The 23360-nt window shown below is 73.4% G+C and carries 13 protein-coding genes and 1 pseudogene; 7 read left to right on the forward strand and 7 right to left on the reverse strand.

The genetic code is table 11. The annotated features are described in order from the left end of the window. From E1212_RS29580 to E1212_RS20420, 3 genes and pseudogenes are all read left to right on the forward strand, one after another. A pseudogene (locus tag E1212_RS29580) lies at nucleotides 1-225 on the forward strand (hypothetical protein); the annotation flags it as partial. Beyond that, nucleotides 222-587: a YidH family protein gene (locus tag E1212_RS20415; protein ID WP_131985842.1), complete on the forward strand. Its 366-nt coding sequence runs from the start codon at nucleotides 222-224 to the stop codon at nucleotides 585-587. The pseudogene E1212_RS29580 and the gene E1212_RS20415, both read left to right, overlap by 4 nt. A gap of 4 nt (nucleotides 588-591) precedes the next feature. Next, nucleotides 592-912, forward strand: coding sequence for a DUF202 domain-containing protein (locus E1212_RS20420; protein WP_131985844.1), 321 nt, complete (start codon nucleotides 592-594; stop codon nucleotides 910-912). 6 nt (nucleotides 913-918) lie between these two features. Here E1212_RS20420 and E1212_RS20425 read toward each other — a convergent pair whose 3' ends face one another. From E1212_RS20425 to E1212_RS20440, 4 genes are read right to left on the reverse strand one after another with little or no spacing between them, the layout of a single operon-like run. Then, entirely contained in the window at nucleotides 919-1317 is a 399-nt protein-coding gene (locus E1212_RS20425) for a type II toxin-antitoxin system VapC family toxin (RefSeq protein WP_131985846.1), read from the reverse strand. After that, nucleotides 1305-1571 (reverse strand): type II toxin-antitoxin system Phd/YefM family antitoxin, encoded by a 267-nt coding sequence (locus tag E1212_RS20430; RefSeq protein ID WP_131985848.1) that lies wholly within the window; start codon nucleotides 1569-1571, stop codon nucleotides 1305-1307. The genes E1212_RS20425 and E1212_RS20430 overlap by 13 nt, the downstream gene beginning before the upstream one ends. 39 nt (nucleotides 1572-1610) lie before the next feature. Next, complete coding sequence (locus E1212_RS20435; protein WP_203417042.1) at nucleotides 1611-2510, reverse strand: N-acetylmuramic acid 6-phosphate etherase; 900 nt, start codon at nucleotides 2508-2510, stop codon at nucleotides 1611-1613. A gap of 10 nt (nucleotides 2511-2520) precedes the next feature. Next, entirely contained in the window at nucleotides 2521-3243 is a 723-nt protein-coding gene (locus tag E1212_RS20440; RefSeq protein WP_162605558.1) for a GntR family transcriptional regulator, read from the reverse strand. Nucleotides 3244-3325: 82 nt separating this feature from the next. Between E1212_RS20440 and E1212_RS20445 the strand changes: the two genes are divergently transcribed. Continuing rightward, on the forward strand, nucleotides 3326-4915 hold the full coding sequence (locus E1212_RS20445; protein WP_203417043.1) for a family 10 glycosylhydrolase: 1590 nt from the start codon (nucleotides 3326-3328) through the stop codon (nucleotides 4913-4915). On the opposite strand, the gene E1212_RS20450 is transcribed toward E1212_RS20445, so the two are convergent. Beyond that, complete coding sequence (locus E1212_RS20450) at nucleotides 4916-11056, reverse strand: polymorphic toxin-type HINT domain-containing protein (RefSeq protein WP_131985854.1); 6141 nt, start codon at nucleotides 11054-11056, stop codon at nucleotides 4916-4918. A 14-nt stretch (nucleotides 11057-11070) separates the two neighbouring features. Further along, nucleotides 11071-17076, reverse strand: a complete 6006-nt coding sequence (locus tag E1212_RS20455) for a LamG domain-containing protein (protein WP_131985856.1) — start codon at nucleotides 17074-17076, stop codon at nucleotides 11071-11073. A gap of 181 nt (nucleotides 17077-17257) precedes the next feature. Between E1212_RS20455 and E1212_RS20460 the strand changes: the two genes are divergently transcribed. From E1212_RS20460 to E1212_RS20470, 3 genes are read left to right on the forward strand one after another with little or no spacing between them, the layout of a single operon-like run. Beyond that, complete coding sequence (locus tag E1212_RS20460) at nucleotides 17258-17815, forward strand: class I SAM-dependent methyltransferase (RefSeq protein ID WP_131985858.1); 558 nt, start codon at nucleotides 17258-17260, stop codon at nucleotides 17813-17815. Between the two features lie 31 nt (nucleotides 17816-17846). Beyond that, a complete protein-coding gene (locus E1212_RS20465; protein ID WP_131985860.1) occupies nucleotides 17847-20294 on the forward strand; it encodes a GH116 family glycosyl-hydrolase in 2448 nt (815 codons plus the stop codon). After that, nucleotides 20291-23062 (forward strand): AfsR/SARP family transcriptional regulator, encoded by a 2772-nt coding sequence (locus E1212_RS20470; RefSeq protein ID WP_131985862.1) that lies wholly within the window; start codon nucleotides 20291-20293, stop codon nucleotides 23060-23062. The genes E1212_RS20465 and E1212_RS20470 overlap by 4 nt, the downstream gene beginning before the upstream one ends. Here E1212_RS20470 and tatA read toward each other — a convergent pair. Next, on the reverse strand, nucleotides 22998-23312 hold the full coding sequence (tatA, locus tag E1212_RS20475; protein ID WP_131985864.1) for a Sec-independent protein translocase subunit TatA: 315 nt from the start codon (nucleotides 23310-23312) through the stop codon (nucleotides 22998-23000). The genes E1212_RS20470 and tatA overlap by 65 nt on opposite strands. Nucleotides 23313-23360 lie beyond the last annotated feature (48 nt).

Raw genomic sequence — 23360 nt, forward strand, 5'->3', positions numbered from 1 at the left:
ACCCCGGAGACACCCACGGCGCCACCACCCCCGCCGCCGGTCGAACCGCCGCCGATCGAGCCGCGGCCCGGCGAGCCGCGGGCCGCTGAGCCGCGCGCGGCCGACCACAGCGCCCGGTCCGCGCATCCCCGGCTGCCGGCCCAGCGCGGCGCCGGGCGGCATCGCCGCGGCTCGCCCGAGTCGCCGTCGCGGACCACGTATCAGATCGAGAAGGACGGACCGTGACCGACGACCGCCGCTGGCCGCGCAGCGTCTACGAGTCCGGCAGCGAGCCCGACCCGCGGTTCACGTTCGCCAACGAGCGGACCTTCCTGGCCTGGATCCGCACGGCGCTCGCCCTGCTGGCGGCCGGCATCGCGCTGGAGGCGCTCGAGATCCCGGACCACCGGGCGCTGCGGCTGGTGCTGGTGGTCTCGCTGGCGCTGCTCGGCGCTGCGTGCAGCGTCATGGCGTTCGCCCGCTGGGCCCGGGCCGAGAAGGCACTGCGCGAGTCGCGGCCGCTGCCGTCGCCCTCGCTGGCGCCGGTGCTGGCGTTCGGGCTGGCGGTGGCGGCCATCGTCATCGTCGTCGCGCTCGTCGCGCCGTGACGTCATGAGCGGAAGCACGTACGACCGCGGCGCCCAGAACGAGCGGACGGCGCTCGCCTGGACCCGCACGGCACTCGCCCTGCTGGTGGGCATCGTGCTGGCCAGCCGGCTGGCGGCGGAGTCGCTCGGCCCGGCCGCGGTGGTGTTCGGGCTGGTGGTCGCGCCGGCCGCGCTGCTCGTGCTGCTGCTGGCCCGGCGCCGCTACCGTCGGTCGCACGAGGCCCTGCAGACCGCCCGGGCGCTGCCCGACGGCAAGCTCCCCGGCCTGGTCGCGCTGGTCACGCTGCTGCTCGCGGTCCTCGAGATCGCCTACGCCCTCGGCTGACGGCCGTTACACCACGACGACCTGAAGCCCTGCGATGCCCTCCGGGAATCCCAGGTCCTGCGTCACGACCGGCCATCCGTGGGCGATCGCGGTGGCCGCGATCCAGGAATCGTTCACGCCCATCTTGAGGCCTTGGCCCTTCAGCCGCTGCCGAAGCAGTGCCCAGGCGGCCGCCACCCGCTCGTCGATGACGATCGGCTCGAACCGCTGCGCCGCATTCAACGTGTCGAGACGGCGCGATCTGGCCTCGTCATCAGTCGCCATGAGCACACCCCACCGCAACTCGCCGATCGTCACTGTGCTGACCGCCGCCTCGAGCGGGACGCTGTGAAGGTCGATCGGCCGGCCGGTCTCACGAGCGATGAAGATCGACGTGTCGAGCAGACCGACCGTCAGGTCCGCCACGGGTCATCCAGGTCATCCGTCGTCTCGGGCATGGCCGCATCGAGCTGCTCGGCAAGCGCACCGTCCGCCCGCGGCACTGCTGCGAGAAAGTCCCTGGCGGGCAAGGTTCGTGGCCTGGTCTGGCGAGGAATCAGGAGGGCTACAGGGCGCTCGTTCACGGTGACCTCGAGCGTCTCGCCGGCCTCGACCCGCCGCAGTACCTCACTGACGTGGTTGCGAAGATCGCGCACCGGAATCCTGGCAGGCTCGCCCATGCCACGACTGTAGCACAATTACTACACCAGCAAGCCGGCCTACGCGATCGCCGCTCGCACGTAGCCACCGGCCGCCGCCAGCCGGCGACGAGCCTCGTCGGCGCCGACCCCGGCCAGCAGCATGACCGTCGCCGTCTTGGTCTCGTCGCCGCAGGCGGACAGGGCCGCGGCGACCACGGCGGGCGGCTCGCCGGTGGCCTCCTCGACGATGCGCCGGGCGCGGCGGCGGAGTTTGTCGTTGGTGGCCCGCACGTCGATCATCAGGTCGCCGTGGGTGTGGCCGAGCTGCACCATGACCAGCGTCGAGATCGTGTTGAGCACCAGCTTCGCCGCCGTGCCGGCCTTGAGCCGGGTGGAGCCGGCCACCACCTCGGGACCGGTCAGCGCCTCGACCGCGACGTCGCAGGCGGCGGCGATGGGCGAGCCGGCGTTGTTGACGACGGCGACGGTGTACGCCCCGGCCGCGCGGGCTGCGGCCAGGGCGCCGAGCACGTACGGCGTGCGTCCTGACGCGCTCACCGCCACGACGACGTCGTCGGGGCGCAGACCCAGCGCCGACAGGTCGCAGCGGCCGCCGTCGTGGTCGTCCTCGTCGTGCTCGGCGGCCGAGCGGACCGCGTCGAAGCCGCCGGCCATGACGGCGACCACCTGCCGGTCGTCGACGCCGAAGGTGGGGCGGCACTCGGCGACGTCGAGGACGGCGAGCCGCCCCGGAGTCCCGGCGCCGACCTCGATGAGCCGGCCGCCGCGCCGCAGCCGGGCCACTGTCGCGTCGATCGCCTCGACCAGCCGGTCGCGGGTCGCGGCCACGGCGTCGACGGCCACCCGGTCCTGCTCGGCCATGAGGTCGACCTGCTCGCTCGTGGACCGCAGGTCGAGGTCGGCGGCGGCCGCCAGCCGGCCCTCGGTCGCGAGCCGGTCCAGCTCGGAGTTCCTCACTCGGCCACCCTCACTCCGCCGCCCTCGCCGGCCGGCGGGCCGGCTGCAACTCGACGCGGAACTGGTAGCGGTCGCCGCGGTAGACGGAGCGGACGAACTCGACCACGCGGCCGGCGGCGTCGCGGGAGATGCGCTCGAACAGGAACGCCGGCGAGTGCAGCGGCACCCCGAGCAGCTCCGACTCCGTCTCGTCCGTGACCGTCGCCTCGATCGTCTGCACGCCGCCGGACAGCTCCAGCCCGTACACGTCGTGCAGCAGCTCGTAGAACGAGCCGTCGGCGAGCATGCGGCCGTCGAGCCCGGGCGCGATGCCGCGTGGCACGTGCAGCGTCTCGACCGCCATGGGCGCGTCGTCGGCCAGCCGCAACCGGATGACCCGCACCACGCTCTCACCGGGAGAGATCTCCAGCCGCCGGCCCAGCGGAGCACCGGCCAGCACGTCGTCGACCGCCAGCGTGCGGCTGGACGGAACGGCGCCGCGCTGGCGCATGTCCTCTGAGAACGACGTCACCGCCAGCCCCTGCGCGATCTTCGGCCCCGCGACGAACGTGCCGGCTCCCTGCCGCCGGACCAGTCGTCCCTCGCGGACCAGCTCTTCGACGGCCCGCCGCAGCGTCATGCGCGAGACCCCGAACCGCGGCGCCAACGTGCGCTCGGCCGGCAGCGCGTCCCCCACGCTCAGCTCAGCGACCAGGTCGAGGATCTCGTCCCGGATCGAGTGATACTTCGCCACGCCTTCACCCCCTGTAGACGTTTCGGGCAAAGTCTTCCAGACTTGGGGCCCATATTGGTCTAGTCCAGCGAGGAGGACCAGCGTGAGCCGACGCCGCCGCACGCTCCCCGTCATCGCAGCACTCGTCCTGGCCGTCACCGCGGCCACCGGAGCGGCCCCCGCCGCAGCGGCCGCCACCGCGGCCGAGCCCGCGCCACCCGAGCAGTGGCGCGGCTACTGGGTCGACGCCTTCAACGAGGGCATCTACACCCCCGCGCAGGTCGAGGAGCTGGTCGGCGACGCGCTCGAGGTCAACGCGAACGCGCTGATCGTGCAGGTCGCCCGCCGCTACGACTGCTTCTGCAACCGCGCCGACTACCCCCGCACCGACGCCGCCATCGCGCCGGCGCCGTACGACCCGCTGGACGAGGTGATCGAGCAGGCGCACGCCGCCGGGCTCGAGGTGCACGCGTGGGTGAACTTCGGGACGCTGTGGAACTCCGCAACGCCGCCGCGCTCGCCCGAGCACGCGTTCAACGCGCACGGCCCGAGCGCCACCGGCGCCGACCGCTGGCTCAACAAACGCGTCGACGGCACCGAGCTGGTCGGCAACAACAGCTTCCTCGACCCCGCCAACCCGGCCGCCCGCGACTATGTCGTCGGCGCCATCCAGAGCATCGTCCGCGAGTATGACGTCGACGGCATCAACCTCGACTACATCCGCTACCCCGACCACAACTCCACCACCACGCACAGCGACTGGGGCTACAGCGAGACGTCGCTCGCACGGTTCCGGGCCGCCACCGGCCGCACCGACGTGCCGGCGCCGTCGGACGCGCAGTTCACCGAGTGGCGGCGCGAGCAGATCACCAGCATCGTGCGCCGCATCTACCTGGGGATCTTCGAGATCGACCCGACCGTGCGGCTCACCAACGACGGCATCACCTACGGCTTCGGCCCGCAGAGCGTCGGCGGCTGGGAGAGGACGCGCACCTACGCCGAGGTCCTGCAGGACTGGCGGGGCTGGCTCGACGAGGGGATCATCGACACCGTCGTCGCCATGAACTACAAGCGCGAGTGGCTGCCCGACCAGGCGCAGATGTTCGCGGAGTGGAACGAGGTCCTGGCCGACTGGCAGGGCGACCGGCAGGCGGTGTCCGGGCCGGCGCTGTACCTCAACGAGATCGACGACAGCGTCCAGCAGGTCCGCGACCTCCTCACCCCCACGGCCGCCGGCAACACCGTCGCCGGGTGGAGCGGCTACTCCTACGCCAACCCCTCGCTGACCGCTGCCGCGGGGTCGCCGGCCGTGAAGGACGCCGAGCGGGCCGCGCTGGCCGCGGCGCTCACCACCGGCCCCGACGCCCCGTTCGCCGCGGACGCAGCCGTCCCGTCCATGCCGTGGAAGGAGGACCCGACGACGGGCAACGTCGCCGGCACGCTGCGGCTGCGCACCGGCGCCGCGCTCGACGGCGTCACCGTCACCCTCGAGCCGGTGCTCGGCGGAGGCGAGACCCGGACTCAGGTCAGCGACGGCTCCGGCTGGTTCGGCTTCGTCGACGTGCCACCCGGCGTCTACCTGGCGCGCTACGACCTGCCCGATCGCGTGGTCGGCGCGCCGGTCGGCGTGGTGCGGGTCCGGGCGGGCGAGCTCTCGCCCACCCGGACACCGCCGTTCATCCCGTTGCCCTGATCACCTCGATTTCTTGGAGATCCACCGGGCGACCGTCCGCACGCCCTGTGCGATGCCCGCACCCAGCGCCGCGGCGGCGACGGGGATCGACAACAGGAAGTCACCGCCGGCAGCGTTCTGGCCCTTGAGCATGCCGGCGAGCACGTCGTCGCCCTTGGTCACGATCTGGTGTGTCGTGCTGGTCGGATAGCCACGAGGACCGTCGACCGTGAACTTCGGCGAACCAGGTGCGCCCGTGCCGCTCGGGCTGCACGTCCGGCACTTCTTCGGGTCGGGGTTACCGTGCGGGCAGGACGCCGGGTTGTTGTGGACGAGCGCATCCGCGCCGTCGACGGCGACGTAGTACGTGTTGAGGCCCTCGACGGTGAGGTCGTGCATGGTCCGCGCGCCATGGTGCGCGCGGACCCCGGTCACCGTGACCCGCCGCCCGCCGGAGGTGAGCAGCAGGTCGCCGGCCTCCAGTGCTCCCGCGTCCGTCCAGGTCCGGTCGGTCTCGGACCAGAACGGGTGGTTGGCCGTGGTCTCGAGCCGCTCCTGGGTCCCGTCGCCGTCGACGTCCTCGACCTCGACGTCGGCGAGCTCGCGGTCCAGGTTGGTGTGCAGGGCAACGACCGTGCGCTTCTCGGTCCGCCCGGTCTCCGGATCGGTGGCGATCACCTCGTCGCCGAGCTCGACCTCGTCGATGGGTTCGTAGCTGCCGTCCGCCATGAGCACGAGCGTTCCGGCGGCGAAGCTGTGACAGCGCCCCGCCACCTGCCGCTGCGCGTCGTTGACGGCGTCGAGGACGTTGTCGGCCCACTTCTGACGGCCGCGGAAGGCCGACACGGCGTTCCACGCTTTTCGGACCGCGCCGACCAACTCGCCGAGCCGGAACAGCTTGGTCCACGGGATGATGTTGATCACCATCGAGATGCACGAGCCGAGATCGCCGTTGCCGAAGCAGCCCTTGATGTCGTTGATGCCGAGGAACTCCTTGAGGACCTCGCCACCGGCCTCGACGACGACGTCGAAGAGGCTCTTGTTCTTGAGCTTGAGCGCCTCCCGGTACTGCGCCTCGGAGTAGCCGGCCGAGTCGAACGCTGCCTTGCGGGCCGCGGCCTGCCGGCCGTAGTACGGCGCCCACTTCCGTTCGGCGTCGCGGACGCGCTGCTGGGCCTTGGGCGTCCAGCCGGCCGCCGCCGGCGCCCGGATATGCCCCTCGTTGTCGACGTAGTAGAACTTGCCGTCGGGGTCGGCCATGGTGACCGGGTTGTTGTTGGCGTAGGCGTAGGCGTTGGTCTGCTGCGGGTCACTGGGGTCGATGATCGAGTCGACGGACAGGAACCGGCCTTGTTCGGGGTCGTACTCCCGGGCGCCGAGGTTGGTCAGGCCGGTGCGTTCGTCGTGCACTCCGCCGACGAAGCCGCGGTTGTCGGGCCAGTTCGCCGGGGCGGTCCCGCGCTCGTTGCCGAACGGGTCGGTGCGCCGCACGTCGGCGGTCATGGTGGCGGCGTCGACGGCGACCTGGGCGGTGCCGTGGTGGTCGTTGAACACCCAGGTCAGGTCCGACGGCGTCCGCACGGCGATGGTGCCGCCGCCATGGGCGTAGTGCCGGGTGGCGGTCTCGGCGCCGGTGGCGGCGTCGAGCACGATCTCCTGATTGCCCAGGTACAGGGTGGTGCCGTCGGGCCCGCGGGTCAGCAGGCGCTGGCCCGACGCGTCGTAGACGTACTCCGTGACCTCGCCGTTCTCGGTCACCGAGCTGAGCATGCCCTGCTCGTCCCAGCTGAGCTCTTGGTCGCCGCGGCGCACGGCGTTCCCGGCGGCGTCGTACTCGTAGCCGGCGACGGTGGTGCCCTGCGGCCCGGTGGTGGTCATCGTGGTGAGCGCGTGCGGCTGTGGCTGCCCCGGCTTCGGGTAGGCCTGGGCGCGCGTGACGTCGCCGGTGACGAAGTGGTCCGTCCGGCTGGTCCGGTTGCCGACGGCGTCGTACCGGAACGACTGCCAGTAGGGCGCCGGGCCGGCCAGCGCGCCGGTCCGCGGGTCGTCCTCGCAGCCGTCTCCCGGCGTCCACGCCTCGGTGAGCCGGCGCAGGTGGTCGTACCGGAAACACTGCACGTCCGCGGTGCGCTCCTGGGTGCGGTCGGCGATCGACGTGACGTTGCCGGCGTCGTCGTACTCGTACTGCAGGTCGGCCTGCATCGGCCGGGACACCTCGGCGTCGACGATGGTGCGCTCGATCCGCCCGGTCGGCTCGTCGTAGTAGTGCGACAGCCAGGCCCGCTTCGTGCCCGAGCCCAGGTGCAGCCGCTGCAGTTCCCCGTAGACGGTGTAGTCGGTCTGCGACGCGTACTGGACCGTCTCGCCCTCCGGCCCGCCATAGGTGGTCAGCGGCCGGCCGAAGTCGTCGTAGGTGTGGAAGACCTCCTCCTCGAACAACCCGCCGACCGCCGGGTAGCTCTCGCCGAGGATGCTGCCGTCCGCCGCGTAGGAGGTGTACGCGTCATAGGTCCCGGCCAGCACGCCCTCCGATGCCGGGATCGTCACCGACGTCTGCCGCGGCTGGTACCGCGCGGTGTAGGCCACGATCGACGACGTGAAGGCGTTGCCCGCGGCGTCGTAGCTGGTGGACGTCGCCGGCTTGCCGACGGCGCCCTTGACGCTGTCGTAGGTCCAGGCGGCCAGCAGCCGGCCGGCGCCGGACCGGGCGGTGAGCATGCGGCCGAGGGCGTCGTAGCCGAAGTCCAGCCGCTGGCCGCGGGCGTCGGTGCGCGTGCGCAGCTGGCCGGCGGAGTCGTACGTGCTGGTCACGACGCCGGTGTCGGGGTCGTCCGATCGCACCTTGCGGCCGTGCAGGTCGTAGGTGTACTTCCAGGTGTTGCCGGCCGGATCGGTCAGCGTGGCCAGCTCGCCGGACGGCGTGTAGCCGTACGTCGTCGTGTCGTGGGGCTCGCCCGGGGTGGCCGTGGCGCCGTGGTACTGGTGCAGCTCGACCGGGCGGCCGCGCGCGTCGCTGATGGTCGTGACAGCGGTGCCGCCGGCGGGCGGCGTCACGTGGATCCGGTCGCCGCCGTAGCGGGTGGTGGTCTCCCACTCCTCCTCGGCGCCGTCGTACTGGACCGAGCGGATCTCGCGGCCGGCGCCGTCGTACTCCGTGACGACCGAACCGGTGACCTGGGCGTCGGCCGCGACCCAGAGCGAGGTGTCGACGTCCTGGTCGTTGTAGTACGGGCGCGTGGTCTGGTGGACCCGGCCCTGGGAGTCGTACCTCGTGTCGCTCAGGACCCGGCCGCCGCCGACCGCGGGCGTCTGCACCTGGCGCGGCCGGAGCAGGCCGTCGAAGAGCTCGTTCGTGCTGGTGTAGACGCCGTTGGGGCCCAGTGACGTGGTCGTGATGACGGTGGGCGCCTCGCGCCGGACGGTGTAGCTGAACTCGTAGTTCGGGTCGAAGCCCCAGGAGCGGCGCCGGTCCGGCAGCCAGACGCTCGCCGACCGCCCGAGCGGGTCGTACGCCGTCTCGGTGACCTTGCCGTTGGTGTCGGTGACGACGCGCGGCTCCCCCCAAGCGGGATCGAACGTCGTGGTCACGGTGTGGCCGAGCGGATTGGTCGTGACCGTCTTGGTGGCCGGGCCGCCGGTCGCCGGCGTATACGCGGTCCTGGTGGTCCGCTGCAGGGCGTCCGTGCTCTCGGTGATCCGGCCGTGCACGTCGAACCGCGCCGTCGACTGGACGATGTACTGCGGGCCGGTGGCGGGATGCGCCTCCAGCGTCTCGATCGTGGTGGTGTTGCCGGCGCCGTCGTAGGCGTACTTCAGGTCGGCGACGGCATCGGCGGGGAACTGGGGCGTCGCACCGCACGACGCGGACACCGTCTGGACCCGGGCGGGCAGTGACCGGATCCCGGAGCCGATGCCGGTCGCATACGTGGTGCGGGTGCACAGGTCGTCGGCGGCGGTGGCGTCGTCACCCAGATCGTCGACGGCGGTCGTGCGGCCGAGGTCGTCGTACGACGTGACCGTCCGGGTGACCCGGTCGTCCCGGCCGCCCTCGACCGGCGTGATCACCCGTTCCGACGCGGTCCGGACGATGTAGGCCTGGTAGGAACCGCGGGTGGCCGTCGGGCCGCGCCAGTACGGCTCGGTGACGGTCCGGCTGACCACGGTGTTCGAGTCACCGAGGAATGCGGTGTCCTGGAAGGCGAAGCCCTGCAGCCAGTCGTGGTCGGGCCGCTCCCCGCCGGCGGCGTCCTCGATCAGCACCGACCGGGTCGCGCCGCCGGGCAGCCGGTCGCCGTGCATGCCCCGGTGGAACCGCTGCTCGGACATGCTGACCGGCCCGGCCGGGTCGTCCTCGCGACCCTGCCGGACGCGGACGCGGGCGTAGCCGCGGAACTCGTTCCAGGTCCGTTTGGCCTCGGGCGTGAACTCGCCGGTGTCGTAGTGCCAGGCGGCGCCATCGAGGTACTCGTAGGCGATCCGCTGGTCGATGCTGCTGCTGATCCGGTCCGAGATCGTGACGGTGTCCGCCACGTACTTGTGGAACCAGTCGGTGCGCTCGGCGAAGCCGGGCCGGTTCCACGTCACGGGGTAGCAGCGCAGCGTGTTCGTGTGCGCGTTCGCCGGCATCGACCGCCCGGGCACGCAGTCGGCGTCGGCGTAGCGGACGTCGATGGCGCCGCCGGACTCCGACACGATGCCCGTGATCCGGTAGCGCAGCAGCGGCGACAGCCCGTCCTCCTGGTAGACCCGGTTCGGCAGCGCGGTGCCCTCGAACGTCACCGGCTCCATCCGCTCCTCCCCGCCGACGAGGCCGGTGTGGGTGATCGACTTCAGCCACAGCGCGGCACCGCTCTCGCCGTCGCCGGGCTCCGGATACTGCTGGTCCAGCGTCCAGCGGTCGACGTCCTGGTAGCTGCCGTCGCGCAGCACCTGGGTGGTGACGGACGACAGCCGCTGCGTCGACCAGAACGTCGGCGAGTACCGCCCCGCGCAGGTCGTGGTCACGCACCGTTCGGTCAGCGGCGTGTCGGGCCAGTTCTTCGGTCGCTCGAACACGCACGTGCTGCCCGGGACGCACCGGTTGGCGACGTCGAACACGACCCGGGCCGCCGGGCCGCCGGCGACCTGCGTGTGCAGGCCGTAGTCGATCTGGCGCAGGCTGCCGCCGCGGATGTAGGTGACGGCGGCGTCCTTGCCGTTGGTGCCGAACGAGTTGGACTCCGTCCGGTAGCTGAGCCGGATCATGTTGCCGCGCGCGTCGACGATCGTGTCCAGGTTCCAGCGCCAGGGCTGGGTGCACCTCGACGCGGCGAACGAGCCAGCGACATGGCAGGGTTCGCCGGCGTCGTCGCCGTAGACGGGCACCGTCCAGGTCGACCCGGAGTCCGGCCGCGACCCGAAGAGGTACTGGGTGCCGTCGAGCGTGGTGATCTTCCAGTACTCCTTGCCGTCGGCGCGGGTGAGCAGCTCCACCGTGGACCCGTCGTCGCTGCGCGGACGCCAGGCCAGCGAGCGGTCGTCGCGGATCAGCTGGCCGCCGCCACCGCCGTAGGTCGCGGTGGCGTTGTGGCTGCGCCAGCACAGGTCGCCGATGGTGTCCGGTGGCACCGTGCCGCCGGTCTTGTCCTCGGCGCACGGCCCGTAGTTGCGCTCCACGAATCCGGGGTTGAGGTCCCAGCCGTCGCCGACCCACGACGGCTGGTTGTTCGTGGCGCTGGTGCGGCCGTCGACGGCGGAGGACTGGTAGCTCAGCGCCAGGCTCGGTGTCAGCCCGCCCGGCACCGGTGGCACCCGCAGCGGGTAGGACCAGGTGAAGTCGCCGGTGTGTCCGGCGACGTCCCAGGTCGCCGACGGCGACAGTGAGGTCGCCGTCGGGGTGCCGCCGCCGTCGGCGGCATCGGCGGCCGCCGTTCCGGTCCCGCTCCGGCCTGCAACGGCCGGCTGCTGATCACCGTGCAGCGCGTCGAGCGTGGCGTCGTCGTCGGCCCGGGCGGTCAGCGGCTGCGCCGCCACCTCGGTCGACGGCGTCTCGGGCAGGTCCACCGACGGGCCGCCGGTCGCGGTGGCCGGCTGCTCGCCGGCCACCAGCAGGCCACCGGTCAAGGCGACGAGGGCCACGGCGGCCGCCCAGCGGTGCGGCCGGGAGAAGCTCAGGGTGCGCATCGGGATCCTCCTGGTCAGGGCTGGGGCGTTGTGGCCCGGGCGGCGATCTCCGCGTCCGGGACGATGCCGGCGTCGACGCGGACCTCGTCGATGGAGCCGCGGAAGAACAGGGCCGGGTCGCCGCCGTAGAGCGCCCGTCCGATGGCCAGGCCACCGCCCGCGGACCACAGCGACACGTCGTCGCGCGCGCCGGCCAGCTCGCCGTCGACGTACAGCCGCAGCTGCCGCGCGGCGTAGTCGTAGACACCGGTCAGGTGTGTCCACTCGTTCAGCACGGCGGCCCGCTCGGAGCGCGCGTAGACGGTGCGGGCGCCGTCGGCGTCCTGGGCCGGCGCTCCGAAGATCCAGCGGTCCAGGCTGGGCTCGTACTGCAGCACGAAACCGCTCATCTGGATGCCGTCCTGCGACAGCACCGTCTGCACGGCCGGCTCGTGGGTGAGCTTCGCCCAGGCCGAGACCGTGAAGCTGCCGCCGGTCTGCACGCCCCAGCGCCCCGTGGTGGCAGCGCTCTCGCCGTCGAGCACCAGCGCCCGCCCGCGCACGCCGGCGCCGTAGGCGATGACACCGCCGTCGTCCGCCGTGGCGGCGTTGGCCCGCGACGAGGTGTCGGCGAGCGAGTCGTCGAGCGGCCAGGTGCCCTGGACGCTCGCCGGCGTGTCGTCGTGGACGGCACGCAGCTGGGTGGTCGACAGCGCACCGCCGAACACCCGGACGTCGTCGAGGACGCCCTTGAAGAAGCCGGCCGCCGCACCCCCGGACCGGCCGCGGCCGATCGCGAGGACGCCATCGGCCGCCGGCGGCGCCACGCCGACCGCCGCCCCCGCCAACCGGCCGTTGACGTACAGCCGCAACTGGCCGGTCGTCGCCGGCGTCGGTCCGGCGTCGTAGACCAGTGCGAGGTTCGTCCACAACCCGGCCGTCGCCGGCTCCGCCGACGTCGCGACCGCCGGCGCACCGCTCGCGCCCTGCAGCGAGGCGCGCCAGGAGCGGGTGGCGCCGTCGTAGGCCAGCGCGAACGCGCTGCCGGCTCCGCCGTCCTGGCTCACGACCGTCCTGGTCGCGGTGTCGGCCGGGCCGACGCTCAGGTACGCCCAAGCGGTGACGGTGAAGCTTCCGGTTCCTGTGACGACGGGTCCGGCGGTCTGGAGCTGGTCGTCGGCGCCGTCGAACTGCCGGCCGGCACCGATCCGGCCGCTGCCCAGCCATGTCGCGCCGGTCACCGTGGCGGGGTGGCTGCGCGGCGGCGCGGAGTCCGGGACCGTCGGCGTGTTCTCGTCCAGGGTCCAGCGAGCGGTGCCGGCGACGGGCACGGGCGCGGTGCCGGCGTCCTCCGGGTAGGAGTCGTACAAGTTGCCGATCCGGGCGTCGTCGAGCGCGCCGCCGTACACCCGGACGTCGTCGACCTTGCCGTGGAAGAACTGACCCGGCTCACCGGCGGCGTCCAGGCCACGGCCGATCGCCAGCGCGCCGTCGGCCTGCCACGGCTCGAGCAGCGTCGCACCGCCCTTGCGGGTCCCGTTGACGTACAGCCAGAGCTGCCCGGTGGTGGCGTCGTACACGCCGACCAGGTGCACCCACTCCTCCAGGTCCGAGGGGATGACGGTGACGGCGGCGGGCGGCTGAACCTCACTCTCGTCGGCGCTGGGCATCTCGAAGACCCAGACCCCCGGGTCGTTCTGGCCCTGGTCGACCTTGTGCCCGAGCCGGAACTTGCTCGTGTCGGCCCCGTCGAGGCTCACCGCGGTACGCGAGCAGGAGAACTCGTCGCCGGGATCGCAGGTCTCTTCGAGCCGCACCCACGCCGACACCGAGAAGCTGGCGTCGGAGCGCACGTCCACGCCGGTGACGGAGACGTGGTCGTCCTCGCCGTCGAGATCCACCGCGTTGCCGAGGTACCCCGGGACCCGGGTCGCGCCAACGGCGGTACCGGTGCGCCGCCCGACGGCGTCCGCCACGAGCTCGCCACTGCTCTCGTCGAGCTGCCACTGGTGCACGAGGGTGAGGTCGCGGCCCGCCATCGCGCGGACCTCGGCCGCGAACAGTCCGCGGCTGAAGACCGCGACGTCGTCGACCGCGCCCGGGAAGAAGTCGGCCGGGGCGCCGTTCCACTGGGCGGCTGCGACGACGAGGGCGCCGGTGCCGTGGGTCCACGTCTGGTGGTGCTCCGCGGTCCCGGCGTCGACGCCGTTGACGTACAGGGTCATCCGCTTCGCGCCGGCGTCGTACACCGCGGCGAGGTGCGTCCACACGCCCGGTTGCGCCTCGGGCCCGACGATGCGGTCGTGCCGGCTGCCACCGCCGTTCACGTCGGCGCCGAACATGGCGAACGCCCAGTGGCCGTCGGCCGTGGCCTGCAGCTGGAACCCGCTGGTCCTGGAGCCGTCCTGGGAGACCACGGCGGCATTCCCGCCGACCTCGTCGAGCTTGGCCCACGCGGTGACGGCGAAGGTCCGCTCGACGTCGACGGCGTGCGGCAGCCGCAGGTGCGCGCCGTCGCCGTCGAGGCGGGCCGCCAGGTCGGTCGGGTCGGGGACGTTCGTCTGGCCGGCGGTCCACTCGACGCCGCCCTCCGCCGAGCCGGCCGGAAGCCTCCCCGTCGCCTCCTCGGCGTTGCCGTCCAGCGCCCACTCGCCGACCGTCACGCCGTCGCGACTGACCAGGCCCTGCAGCTCGGCCTCGGTGACGGCACGGCTGTAGACCCGGACCTCGTCGACCATGCCGGCCCAGTAGCCGGACGGACCGCCGTTGAATCCGCGCCCGACGACGAACGCCCCGGTCGCGTCGTACGTGCGGGTCTGCGGCGCCGTCGCGACCAGATCGCCGTTGACGTAGAGCCGGACCTCCGGTGTCTCGAGGCCGTCGTCGTAGACCACCGCGAGATGCACCTCGTCGCCGACGACCGCCGGCTCGTCCACCGGCGAGCGCAGCATCTGCCCGCCGCCGTCGGCGCTGTCCGGACTGTAGAGCTCCCACACGCCCACCTCGCCGAGCTGCCGGTAGCCGAGGAAGAACCCGCTCAGCCGGCCGCCGTCCTGGGACAACGCGGTCACGGTGGCGCCGTCGGCGGGCTTCTCGTCCAGGCGCACCCAGCCCGCAACGGTGAACGCCTGATCGGTGTGGACGACAGGCCCGCCGGTGACCGCCTGGCCGCCGTCGGCCGCGTTCGGGCCGGTGTCGCCGGGCAGCAACAGCCCGCCGCCGACCGCGCCACCGTCGGGCAGCTGGTCCGGATCCGCGGGATCGTCGCCCGAGAGCTCCGCGCCGCCGGAGAGCGCGAGCATGTCGCCGGGGACCGCGTTGCGCGCGGTCGTGCCGGACGGCTCCTCGAAGGCCCAGTGCGCCACCTGCACGTTGTCGGCGCCGACGGCCGCGTGCACCTCCTCCGGCCGGAGCACCCGGTCGTACACCTCGACCTCGTCGATGGCCCCCGGCCAGTGGTCGACGGCGGGGTTGCCGTTCCACTGCGTCCGGCCGATGCGCAGGTAGCCGTTCGCGTGCCAGTCCGGGACCACCCGGGTGACGGCGGGGCCCGACGGGACCCCGTCGACGTAGAGCTGTAGCGTCCGGGCCTCGGCGTCGTAGACGCCAGTGAGGTGGGTCCAGACCCCGACCCGGGCGGGCTGCGCCGACTGCGCCATGTCGGTGCCCTTGTAGGTGGCCTTGTCGCGGGCCATTCCGAACGCCCACCTGCCGCTCTCCGGGCGGTACCAGAGGTCGAAGCCGGCGAACGCGCCGTCGCTGTCCTGGCTGACGGCCGCGTGCGCGCCGCCGGCCGCGTCGAGGCGCACCCACGCGGCGACGGAGAAGCTCTCGTCCGTGCGGACGGCGTTCGGCACCGCGACCGAGCCGTTGACGCCGTCGAGCCGCAACGCCTGGCCGACGGCGCCGGGCACGTAGTCGAGGCCGCCCTGAGCCACACCGTCACGGTCGCCGAGGAACGCGTCGTCGACGGTGCTGCCGTCCAGCGACCACTGCCCCAGCGGGCCGTTGCCGGCGCGGACGTAGAAGTGGTGCACGGCCCGCTGGCTCCGGTGGCCGGCCCGGTCGACGCTCCAGACGTAGAGGTCCTGCGGCCCGTCGCCCGGCGGGATCAGCCGGATGGTGGCCGGCCCGCCGAGCGCGCGGGCGACGATCTTGCCGGTGGGCGCGCCGTTCCAGCCGTACAGGTAGTGGTCGATGTCGCCGACACCGTTGGCGCCGAAGTCGAACGTCCCCTCCACCCCGACGCCGCCGTGCCAGCGGTTGTCGGCGGCGTAGAGCCGACCGGCGACCGTCGGCGGGTGCGCCGGCGCCGTCCGGTCCGAGACGAACGTCGGTCCCAGCGCCCACGGGCTGCCATGCGCGCCGTCGTCGCCCTTCACCGCCCACTCGATGACGGCGTTGCTGCCGTCCTGGCGCCTCGGCAGGCTCTGGACGAGGTCGTGGATGCTCCCGTTGCTCTTGAATCCGCCCCAGGTCTGCGTCGCGACGCCGTTGACCTTCACCTGCCAGAGCGCGCGCAGCTGGTCCGCGGGGTCGGGGTCGGCGAGCCGCGCCTGGAACCGGATGCTGTCGTCGGAGACGTACCGCACGCCGCCGCACCAGTGGCAGGGTGCGGGGATCGCCGGGTCGCTGGTCAGCCCCGTCGGCGTGCTCGGGTGCGTGTTGAACTTGACCCGCAACTTGGCGTTGTTGTCGTACTTGCGCCAGTACGGGTTCTGGTGGAGGTCGCCCTCGTTCTCCGCCTTGATCAGGAACGTCGTGTAGCCGCCCTTGTTCACCGCGCTGGTCACCAGCAGACCGGCGCCCTTGTTGCCCGGGCAGCCGCGGAGGGCGTTCACGGCGGGCGGGACGAAGCTGCCCAGCCGGTCGTTGACCGGTTGCCTCCCCCAGCGGGTGCTGTTGTCGACCGGTGTTCGCGCCTCCCACAGCTCGTGCCTGGATCCGGTGGCGCAGGACGGGCTGTAGACGACGGTGACGTCCATGTACGCCTCGAGCACCTCCTTGCCCGCCAGGAAACTGGTGTCGAAGCGCCAGTAGGTGCGGGCGATGCCGATGCCGTTGCAGTGGCTCCACCCGGTCCAGCAGTGGCCGACCTGAGCGAGCGGTGGCTCGCCGCTGCTGTTCGGGCGGGCCTGGTCGGAGCCCGAGAGCACCGTGGTCCAGAACTGCTTGTCCGCGGTGTGCCACTTCGGGTCGACGGTGACGGGGTACCGGGTCGCCTCGTCGTCGAGGAACGCCTCGTCCGGCCGCAGCACCAGCGCGCCGTCGTCGACGGCGACGCCGACCGAAGCCTGCCGCCGCTCGGGCGTCGAGGCGTCCCACATGATCGACGGGGCCGCCGAGAACAGCAACACGCCGGCGGAGTCGCGCGCCTCCAGCCCGCCACCCGGCGTCGCCGTCAGCCCGACCCCGTCGGTGCGCACACCCAGCCGGACCTCGCGGACGGCGGGATTCGCCGCCGCCTCCGCGCTCTCGACGACCAGGTACTGCGCGTAGCCGTCGGCATCGGCCTCGAGCACCAGATCGACGCCGGGCAGTACCTCCGGGTAGGTCGCCGCGGCGCCGTGGAGCACCGGCTCCGGCAGTTCGCCGTCGGGCCAGGAGAGCTCGATCCAGGCATCGTCCCGGCCGTACCGGACCAAGGGTCCGTCGCCGCCACCGGAGAACGCCATCGCCACCGGGGTGGCCACGGGGCCGACGGTGCCGTCGCCGCGTTGCGCGAGCGTGGTATCGATGTCGACCCAGCCGCCCTCGTCGAGCATCCGCTCCGGCTCCGAGCTCAGCTCGGCGGTCATCGTCCCGTCCGGCTCGGCGAACACGGTGCGGGTCTCGGTGCGCAGGCCGGTCACCTCGACCCGCTCTCCCCGCGACCGTGCCTCCTCGACCGCGACGGCCGTCTCGTCGGGCGGCGCGGCCGACGGCGGCGCGGCCGACGGCGGCGCGGCCGACGGCGGCGCGGCCGGTGCGGCCGGTGCGACCGGCGCCGGGAGCAGCGTCCCGATCATGAGGGCGGCCGCCGTCCCGGCAACCGCGCGCACACCCGCACGCCTCATCCATGCAGACCTGGTCATCCGACGTCCCTCCAGCACAACCCGAACCCACGAACCGGCCAGGGGGAGCCCCCAGGTCGACATATCGTGACGATCGACGTCTTCATCCCTGCTTCACCGCGGCTTCAGCAGGGGACGGGGGACGACGCGGCCGCTAGGCTCGGTCCCGATGGCCTTCGGAACGATCGGCGCGCGGCTCTACGCCTGGTTCAACCGCCACCCCGAGGCGAACCGGGCGGTGGTCGATGTCGCGGCGCTGCGCCCCGGCGACCACGTCCTCGAGGTCGGCTGCGGCCCGGGCGTCGGGCTCGAGCTGGCCGCCAGGGCCGTCGGCGCGGACCACGCGGCCGCCGTCGACCCGTCCGAGACGTTCGTCGCCATGGCGCGCAAGCGGGTGCCCGGTGCCGACGTCCGGGTGGCGGGCGCCGAGGACGTGCCGTTCGACGACGGCATGTTCACGGCGATCTTCACGCTCGCCTCGATGCACCACTGGGCCGACCGCGACGGCGGGCTGGCCGCGCTGACGGCGAAGCTGACACCGGGCGGGCGGCTGGTGCTGGGCGAGCGGCTGCTCGACCGGGCCGGCCACGGCATCACGCCGGCGCAGATCGACGAGGTGACGGCGCGGCTGACGGCGCTCGGGCAGACCGGCCTGCGCACCGAGCGCCGACGCGTCGGCCGCAGGACTCTGGCCGTCATCGTCTCGGAGCGGCCCACCGCACCTTGACATGGAATGCCGTTGCACGTGGGGTCGGAGCATGAAGCCGAAATGGCCGGTCCTGCGCCGGTACGACACCGACCACTCGCTGCGCGTCGCCCTACCGCTCGGCGGCATCGGCACGGGGACCGTGTCGCTCGGTGGCCGCGGCGACCTGCGCGACTGGGAGATCCGCAACCAGCCCGCCAAGGGCTTCGCCCCGCGCGACAGCTTCTTCGCCGTCCGCGCGGGTGACGCCGTACGGGCACTCGAGGGCCCCGTCGACCCCGTGCTGTACGAGGGCTGGGAGGGCGCCGCGGTGCCCAACCACAGCCTGCCGCGGTTCGCGACCTCGCGGTTCCTCGCCGCGTACCCGCTCGGCCAGGTGCAGCTCGACGACCCGGACGTGCCGGTGTCGGTGCGGCTGCAGGCGTTCAACCCGCTGGTCCCGGCCGACGTCGAGGCCAGCTCGCTGCCGGTCGCGGTGCTGCGCTACGTCGTCACCAACCCCGGCGGCGCACCCGTCGACGTCACCGTCGCCGGCAGCGTCGGCAACCCCGGTGCGCAACCGGGCAACGAGCCACGGCCCGACGGCGTCCTGCTGCGGTCGGGCGGGGACGAGGACGGGGAGCGCTGGGGCTCGCTCGCGCTCGCGGTTCTCGACGAGCACGACGTCACGGTGCGCACGGCCTGGGCCGGGTCCAGCTGGGGCGGCCCGCTGCTGGACTTCTGGGACGACCTGAGCGCCGACGGCCGGCTGGACGAGCGCCCCGCGGACGGCCGGCCGGTGGCATCCGTCGCCGCGCTGCGCACGCTCGGACCGGGCGAGACCCACGCGTTCACGTTCCTGCTCACCTGGCACTTCCCGAACCGGCGCGACTGGCGCGGCGAGACCGTCATCGGCAACCACTACGCGTCGCTGTACGAGGACGCCTGGGACGTCGTCACGGCGACGGCGCCGAAGCTGTCCGACCTCGAGGACCGCACGGTCGCCTTCGTCGAGGCGCTGACCGGCGCCGATCTGCCCGCCGCCGTCGTCGAGGCCGCGCTGAGCAACGTCAGCACGCTGCGCTCGCCGACCTGCTTCCGCGCCGCCGACGGCCGCTTCTACGGCTGGGAGGGCTGCCACGACGACAGCGGCAGCTGCTACGGCAACTGCACCCACGTCTGGAACTACGAGCACACCACGCCGTACCTGTTCGGCGAGCTGGCGCGGTCGATGCGCGAGCTGGAGTTCCTGCACGCCACCGCCGGCGACGGCCACATGAGCTTCCGGCTCGAGCTGCCGCTGGACCGCTCCCGCGACCACGGCGTCGCCGCCGCCGACGGCCAGATGGGCTGCCTGGTCAAACTGCATCGCGAGTGGCGGCTCAGCGGCGACGACGACCTGCTGCGCTCGCTCTGGCCGGCCGCACGGCGCGCGCTGGAGTTCGCCTGGATCCCGGGCGGCTGGGACGCCGACCGCGACGGCGTCATGGAGGGTTCCCAGCACAACACCATGGACGTCGAGTACTTCGGCCCGAACCCGCAGGTCGGCAGCTGGTACCTGGCAGCGCTACGGGCCGCGGAGGAGATGGCCCGGCACCTCGGCGACGACGAGTTCGCCGCCACCTGCGCCGATCTGTTCGCCCGCGGCAGCGCCTGGATCGACGCGCACCTGTTCAACGGCGAGTTCTACCGGCACGAGATCCGCCCGCCGGGCAGCGAGGACGCCATCGCGCCAGGGCTGCGACTGCCCGGCATCGGCGCCCGCGACCTCGCCGAGCCGGAGCTGCAGATCGGCGACGGCTGCCTCACCGACCAGCTGGTCGGCCAGCACGTCGCGCGGCTGACCGGGCTCGGCGACCTGCTCGACACCGGCCACGTGCGGACCACGCTGCAGAGCATCCTGCGCCACAACGACCGCACCGCACCCGGGGCGCCGTTCAACCCCAAGCGCAGCTACGCGCTCGCCGGCGAGCCGGGGCTGCTGGTGGCGTCGTACCCGCACGGCAACCGGCCGGCCCGCCCGTTCCCGTACTTCGCCGAGGTGTGGACCGGCCTCGAGTACACCGCGGCGATCGGCCTGCTGCAGGCGGGGCTCGTCGACGACGGCGTCCGGGTCGTCGAAGCGGTCCGCAGCCGCTTCGACGGCCGCCGGCGCAACCCGTTCGACGAGGCCGAGTGCGGCCACCACTACGTACGTGCCATGGCGGCGTGGGGCGCCCTCGTCGCGCTGACCGGCTTCGGGTACGACGGCGTCAACGGCGAGCTCCGCTTCACGCCGGCGGACGTCGCCGGGGGTCCGGTGACCTGGTTCTGGGCGAGCGGCGACGCGTGGGGCACGGTGACCCAGCGGACGGCCGGCGGCGGTGTGGGCGTCACCGTCGCGGTGCACGGCGGGCGGCTGCGGCTGCGCGCGCTGACCCTCACCGGCGCCGGCACCGTCGCGCTGCCGGACCGCGTCCTCTCGACCGGTGAGACCGCGGGTGCAACCGTGGAGGGTCCTCAGCTGTCATCAAAGGAGTGAGCACCCTTGTGGAGATCGACCTGCTCGGCCCGATGCGCCTGCGCGCCGGCGGGCGGCCGATCGAGGTCACCACCGGGCGACTGCGGGCGCTGCTCGCCGTGCTCGCGCTGTCCGCGGGCCGCACGGTCACGATCCAGCAGCTCGTCGGCGCGCTGTGGCCGGACGACGACCTGCCGGCCAACCCGCGCCGCAGCGTCCAGACCTACGTCACCCGGCTGCGCGCCCTGCTCGGCGCCGACGTCATCGCCACCACCATCACCGGCTACGTCCTGCACGCCGACGAGTCCGCCGTCGACGTCCTCCGGTTCGAGCGGCTGCTGGAGCGGGCCGACGGCAGCGCCGACCCGCTGCGCCAGCGCGCCTGCCTCGCCGAGGCGCTCGAGCTGTGGCGCGGCACGCCCTTCGACGACGTCGAGTCCGAGTGGCTGTCAGACACCGAGGCGCCGCGGCTGGCCGAACGGTACCTCGCCGCACAGGAGCGGCGGATTGCCCTCGACCTCGAGCTGGGCCGGCCCGCGGACCTCATCCCGGAGCTGCGCGAGCTCACCACCGCCCACCCGCTGCGCGAGCCGCCATGGGCGCTGCTGCTGGAGGCGATGGAGCGCTCCGGCCGCCGCGCCGAGGCGCTCGCGCAGTACGAGCGGGTTCGGGCCCGGCTGGTCACCGAGCTCGGCGCCGACCCCGGGCCGCGGCTGCAGGCGGTCTACGCCCGGCTGCTGGCCGACCCGCCGCCCACGCCGGCCAGGACGGCGTCGGCCCGGCCGGTCCCACGCCAGCTCCCGGCCGACGTACCGGACTTCGTCGGCCGGGCCGACGCCCTGGCGCACCTGGACCACGCCGCCGCCACGTCGCCCGTCGCGACCGTCTCCGGCACGGCGGGCGTCGGCAAGACGACGCTCGCCGTCCACTGGGCGCACGGGGTGGCCGGCCGGTTCCCCGACGGTCAGCTCTACGTCAACCTGCGCGGCTTCGATCCGGACCGGCCGCCCGTCGACCCGGCCGACGCGATCCGCGGCTTCCTCGACGCACTGCGGGTGCCGCATGAGCTGATTCCGGCCGGCCCCGACGGACAGGCGGCGCTCTACCGCAGCATGCTGGCCGGCCGCCGGGTCCTGGTGCTGCTCGACAACGCCCGCGACGCCCGGCAGGTGCGGCCGCTGCTGCCCGGCTCGGCCGACTGCCTGACGCTGGTGACCAGCCGCGACCAGCTGCTCGGGCTGTCCGCGACCGCCGGCGCCCGGGCCGTCACCCTCGACCTGCCGCCGGCCTCCGACGCGCGCGAGCTGGTGACCCGGCGCATCGGAGGCGACCGTGCCACGGCCGAGCCGGACACCGTCGACGAGCTCGTCGCCCTGTGCGCACGGCTGCCGCTGGCGCTCACCGTCGCCGCCGCCCGCGTGGCCGGCCAGCCCGAGTCGCTGGAGTACCTGGTCGCGCAGCTGAGGGCGGCCAGCGGCGGGCTCGAGGCGTTCGCCGCCGACGACGCCACCATCGACCTGCGCTCGGTGTTCTCGTGGTCCTACGACGGCCTGAGCGCCCCGGCCGCGCGGCTGTTCCGGCTGGTCGGCGCCGCCCCCGGCCCGGACATCGGCACGGCGGCGGCCACCGCCCTCGCCGACCAGGACCCCGACACCGTCCGCTCCCTGCTGGGCGAGCTGACCCGGGCGCATCTGCTCACCGAGCACGTCCCCGGCCGCTGGTCGGCGCACGACCTGCTGCGCGCCTACGCGCGGGAGCTGGCCGGGCCGCAATCGGGGCCGGCGCTGGGCCGGCTGCTCGACCACTACCTGGCGACGGCGCTGGTGGCCAGCCGGTTCCTGCGCTCGGACCGCGAGACGTTCGAACCGCAGCCGCCGACGACGGCGGGCCCGGGGGTCGCCGAGCCGATCCGCGGGGCCGACGCCGCCCGCACCTGGTTCGCCGCCGAACGCCGGACACTGCTCGCCGCCGTCGACGCCGCTACCGACCACGGGTACGCCGTCCACGCCTGGCAGCTGGCGTGGACCCACACCATCGACCTCGACTGGCGCGGCCGGTGGCGCGACATCGCCCGCGTCAACGGCTCGGCGCTGCTCGCCGTCCGCGCGCTCGACGACACCGAGCCCGAGGCGCACCTGCACCGGCTGCTGGGCCGTGCCTACGGCTACCTCGACCGGCACGACGACGCCGGCACGCACCTGGACCGGGCGCTGGAGCTGTACGGCGCGCGCGGCGACCTCGTCGGACAGGCCCGCACCTTGCGGTCGCTCGGCGTGGTCAAGGAGCGCACCGGACGGCACGAGGAGTCGCTCGGCCACGACCTCGCCACGCTGGAGCTGTTCCGGCGGATCGGGCAGCCGGCCGGCCTCGCGGGCGCGCTCAACGCCGTCGGCTGGGCGCACGCCCAGCTCGGCCGGTACCAGCGAACGCTGGAGTTCGCCGGGCAGGCGCTCAGCATCCTGCAGGGTCTGGACGACCGGCTCGCCGAGGCGGCCACGTGGGACACACTCGGCTTCGCCCATCACCGCCTCGGTGCGTACGACCGCGCCGTCGACTGCTTCGAGCACGCGCTCGACCTGCTGCGCGAGCTCGGCGGGCTGTACTACGAGGTCGTGACGCTGCGCAAGCTCGCAGACAGCCACGAGGCGGCCGGCGACCACCAGGCCGCGCAGTACGCACGCGACCTGGCCGAGGCCGCCCTCGCGGAGCTGGGCGAGCTTCCGGTCACTGGGCCGGGCGCACCTGCGGATCGGCCGGAGCGGCAGCGGGCGCGGCCGGCGTCTCGGTAGCCGGCGCCTCGGCGGCCTGAGCCGGTTGCGCGGTGGCCTGCGCCGTCGGCGCCGTCGGCGCCTGGGCCGGTGCGGGATCCACGATGACGGCGTTGGACGCATCGCTGTCAGCCGGCTTCGACATCTCGGTCTTGAAGATCTTCAGCGACTGCCCGATGCCTCGTGCCATGTCCGGCATGCGCTTGGCACCGAAGAGCAGGAACAGGACAACGACCGCGATGATCAGCTCGGGTGTACCGATGGGGCCCATAAGTCATCTTCTTCCTGGCAGGTACCGGTCCTCACCATCGTACGCCCC

It is taken from the genome of Jiangella ureilytica, from assembly GCF_004348545.1.
Taxonomy (GTDB): domain Bacteria; phylum Actinomycetota; class Actinomycetes; order Jiangellales; family Jiangellaceae; genus Jiangella; species Jiangella ureilytica.

Coding starts and splice junctions, on each gene's coding strand:
- E1212_RS20460 (WP_131985858.1), top strand. CDS start 17,258: ATGGCCTTCGGAACGATCGGCGCGCGGCTCTACGCCTGGTTCAACCGC.
- E1212_RS20465 (WP_131985860.1), top strand. CDS start 17,847: ATGAAGCCGAAATGGCCGGTCCTGCGCCGGTACGACACCGACCACTCG.
- tatA (WP_131985864.1), bottom strand. CDS start 23,312: ATGGGCCCCATCGGTACACCCGAGCTGATCATCGCGGTCGTTGTCCTG.
- E1212_RS20450 (WP_131985854.1), bottom strand. CDS start 11,056: ATGCGCACCCTGAGCTTCTCCCGGCCGCACCGCTGGGCGGCCGCCGTG.
- E1212_RS20430 (WP_131985848.1), bottom strand. CDS start 1,571: ATGGGCGAGCCTGCCAGGATTCCGGTGCGCGATCTTCGCAACCACGTC.
- E1212_RS20420 (WP_131985844.1), top strand. CDS start 592: ATGAGCGGAAGCACGTACGACCGCGGCGCCCAGAACGAGCGGACGGCG.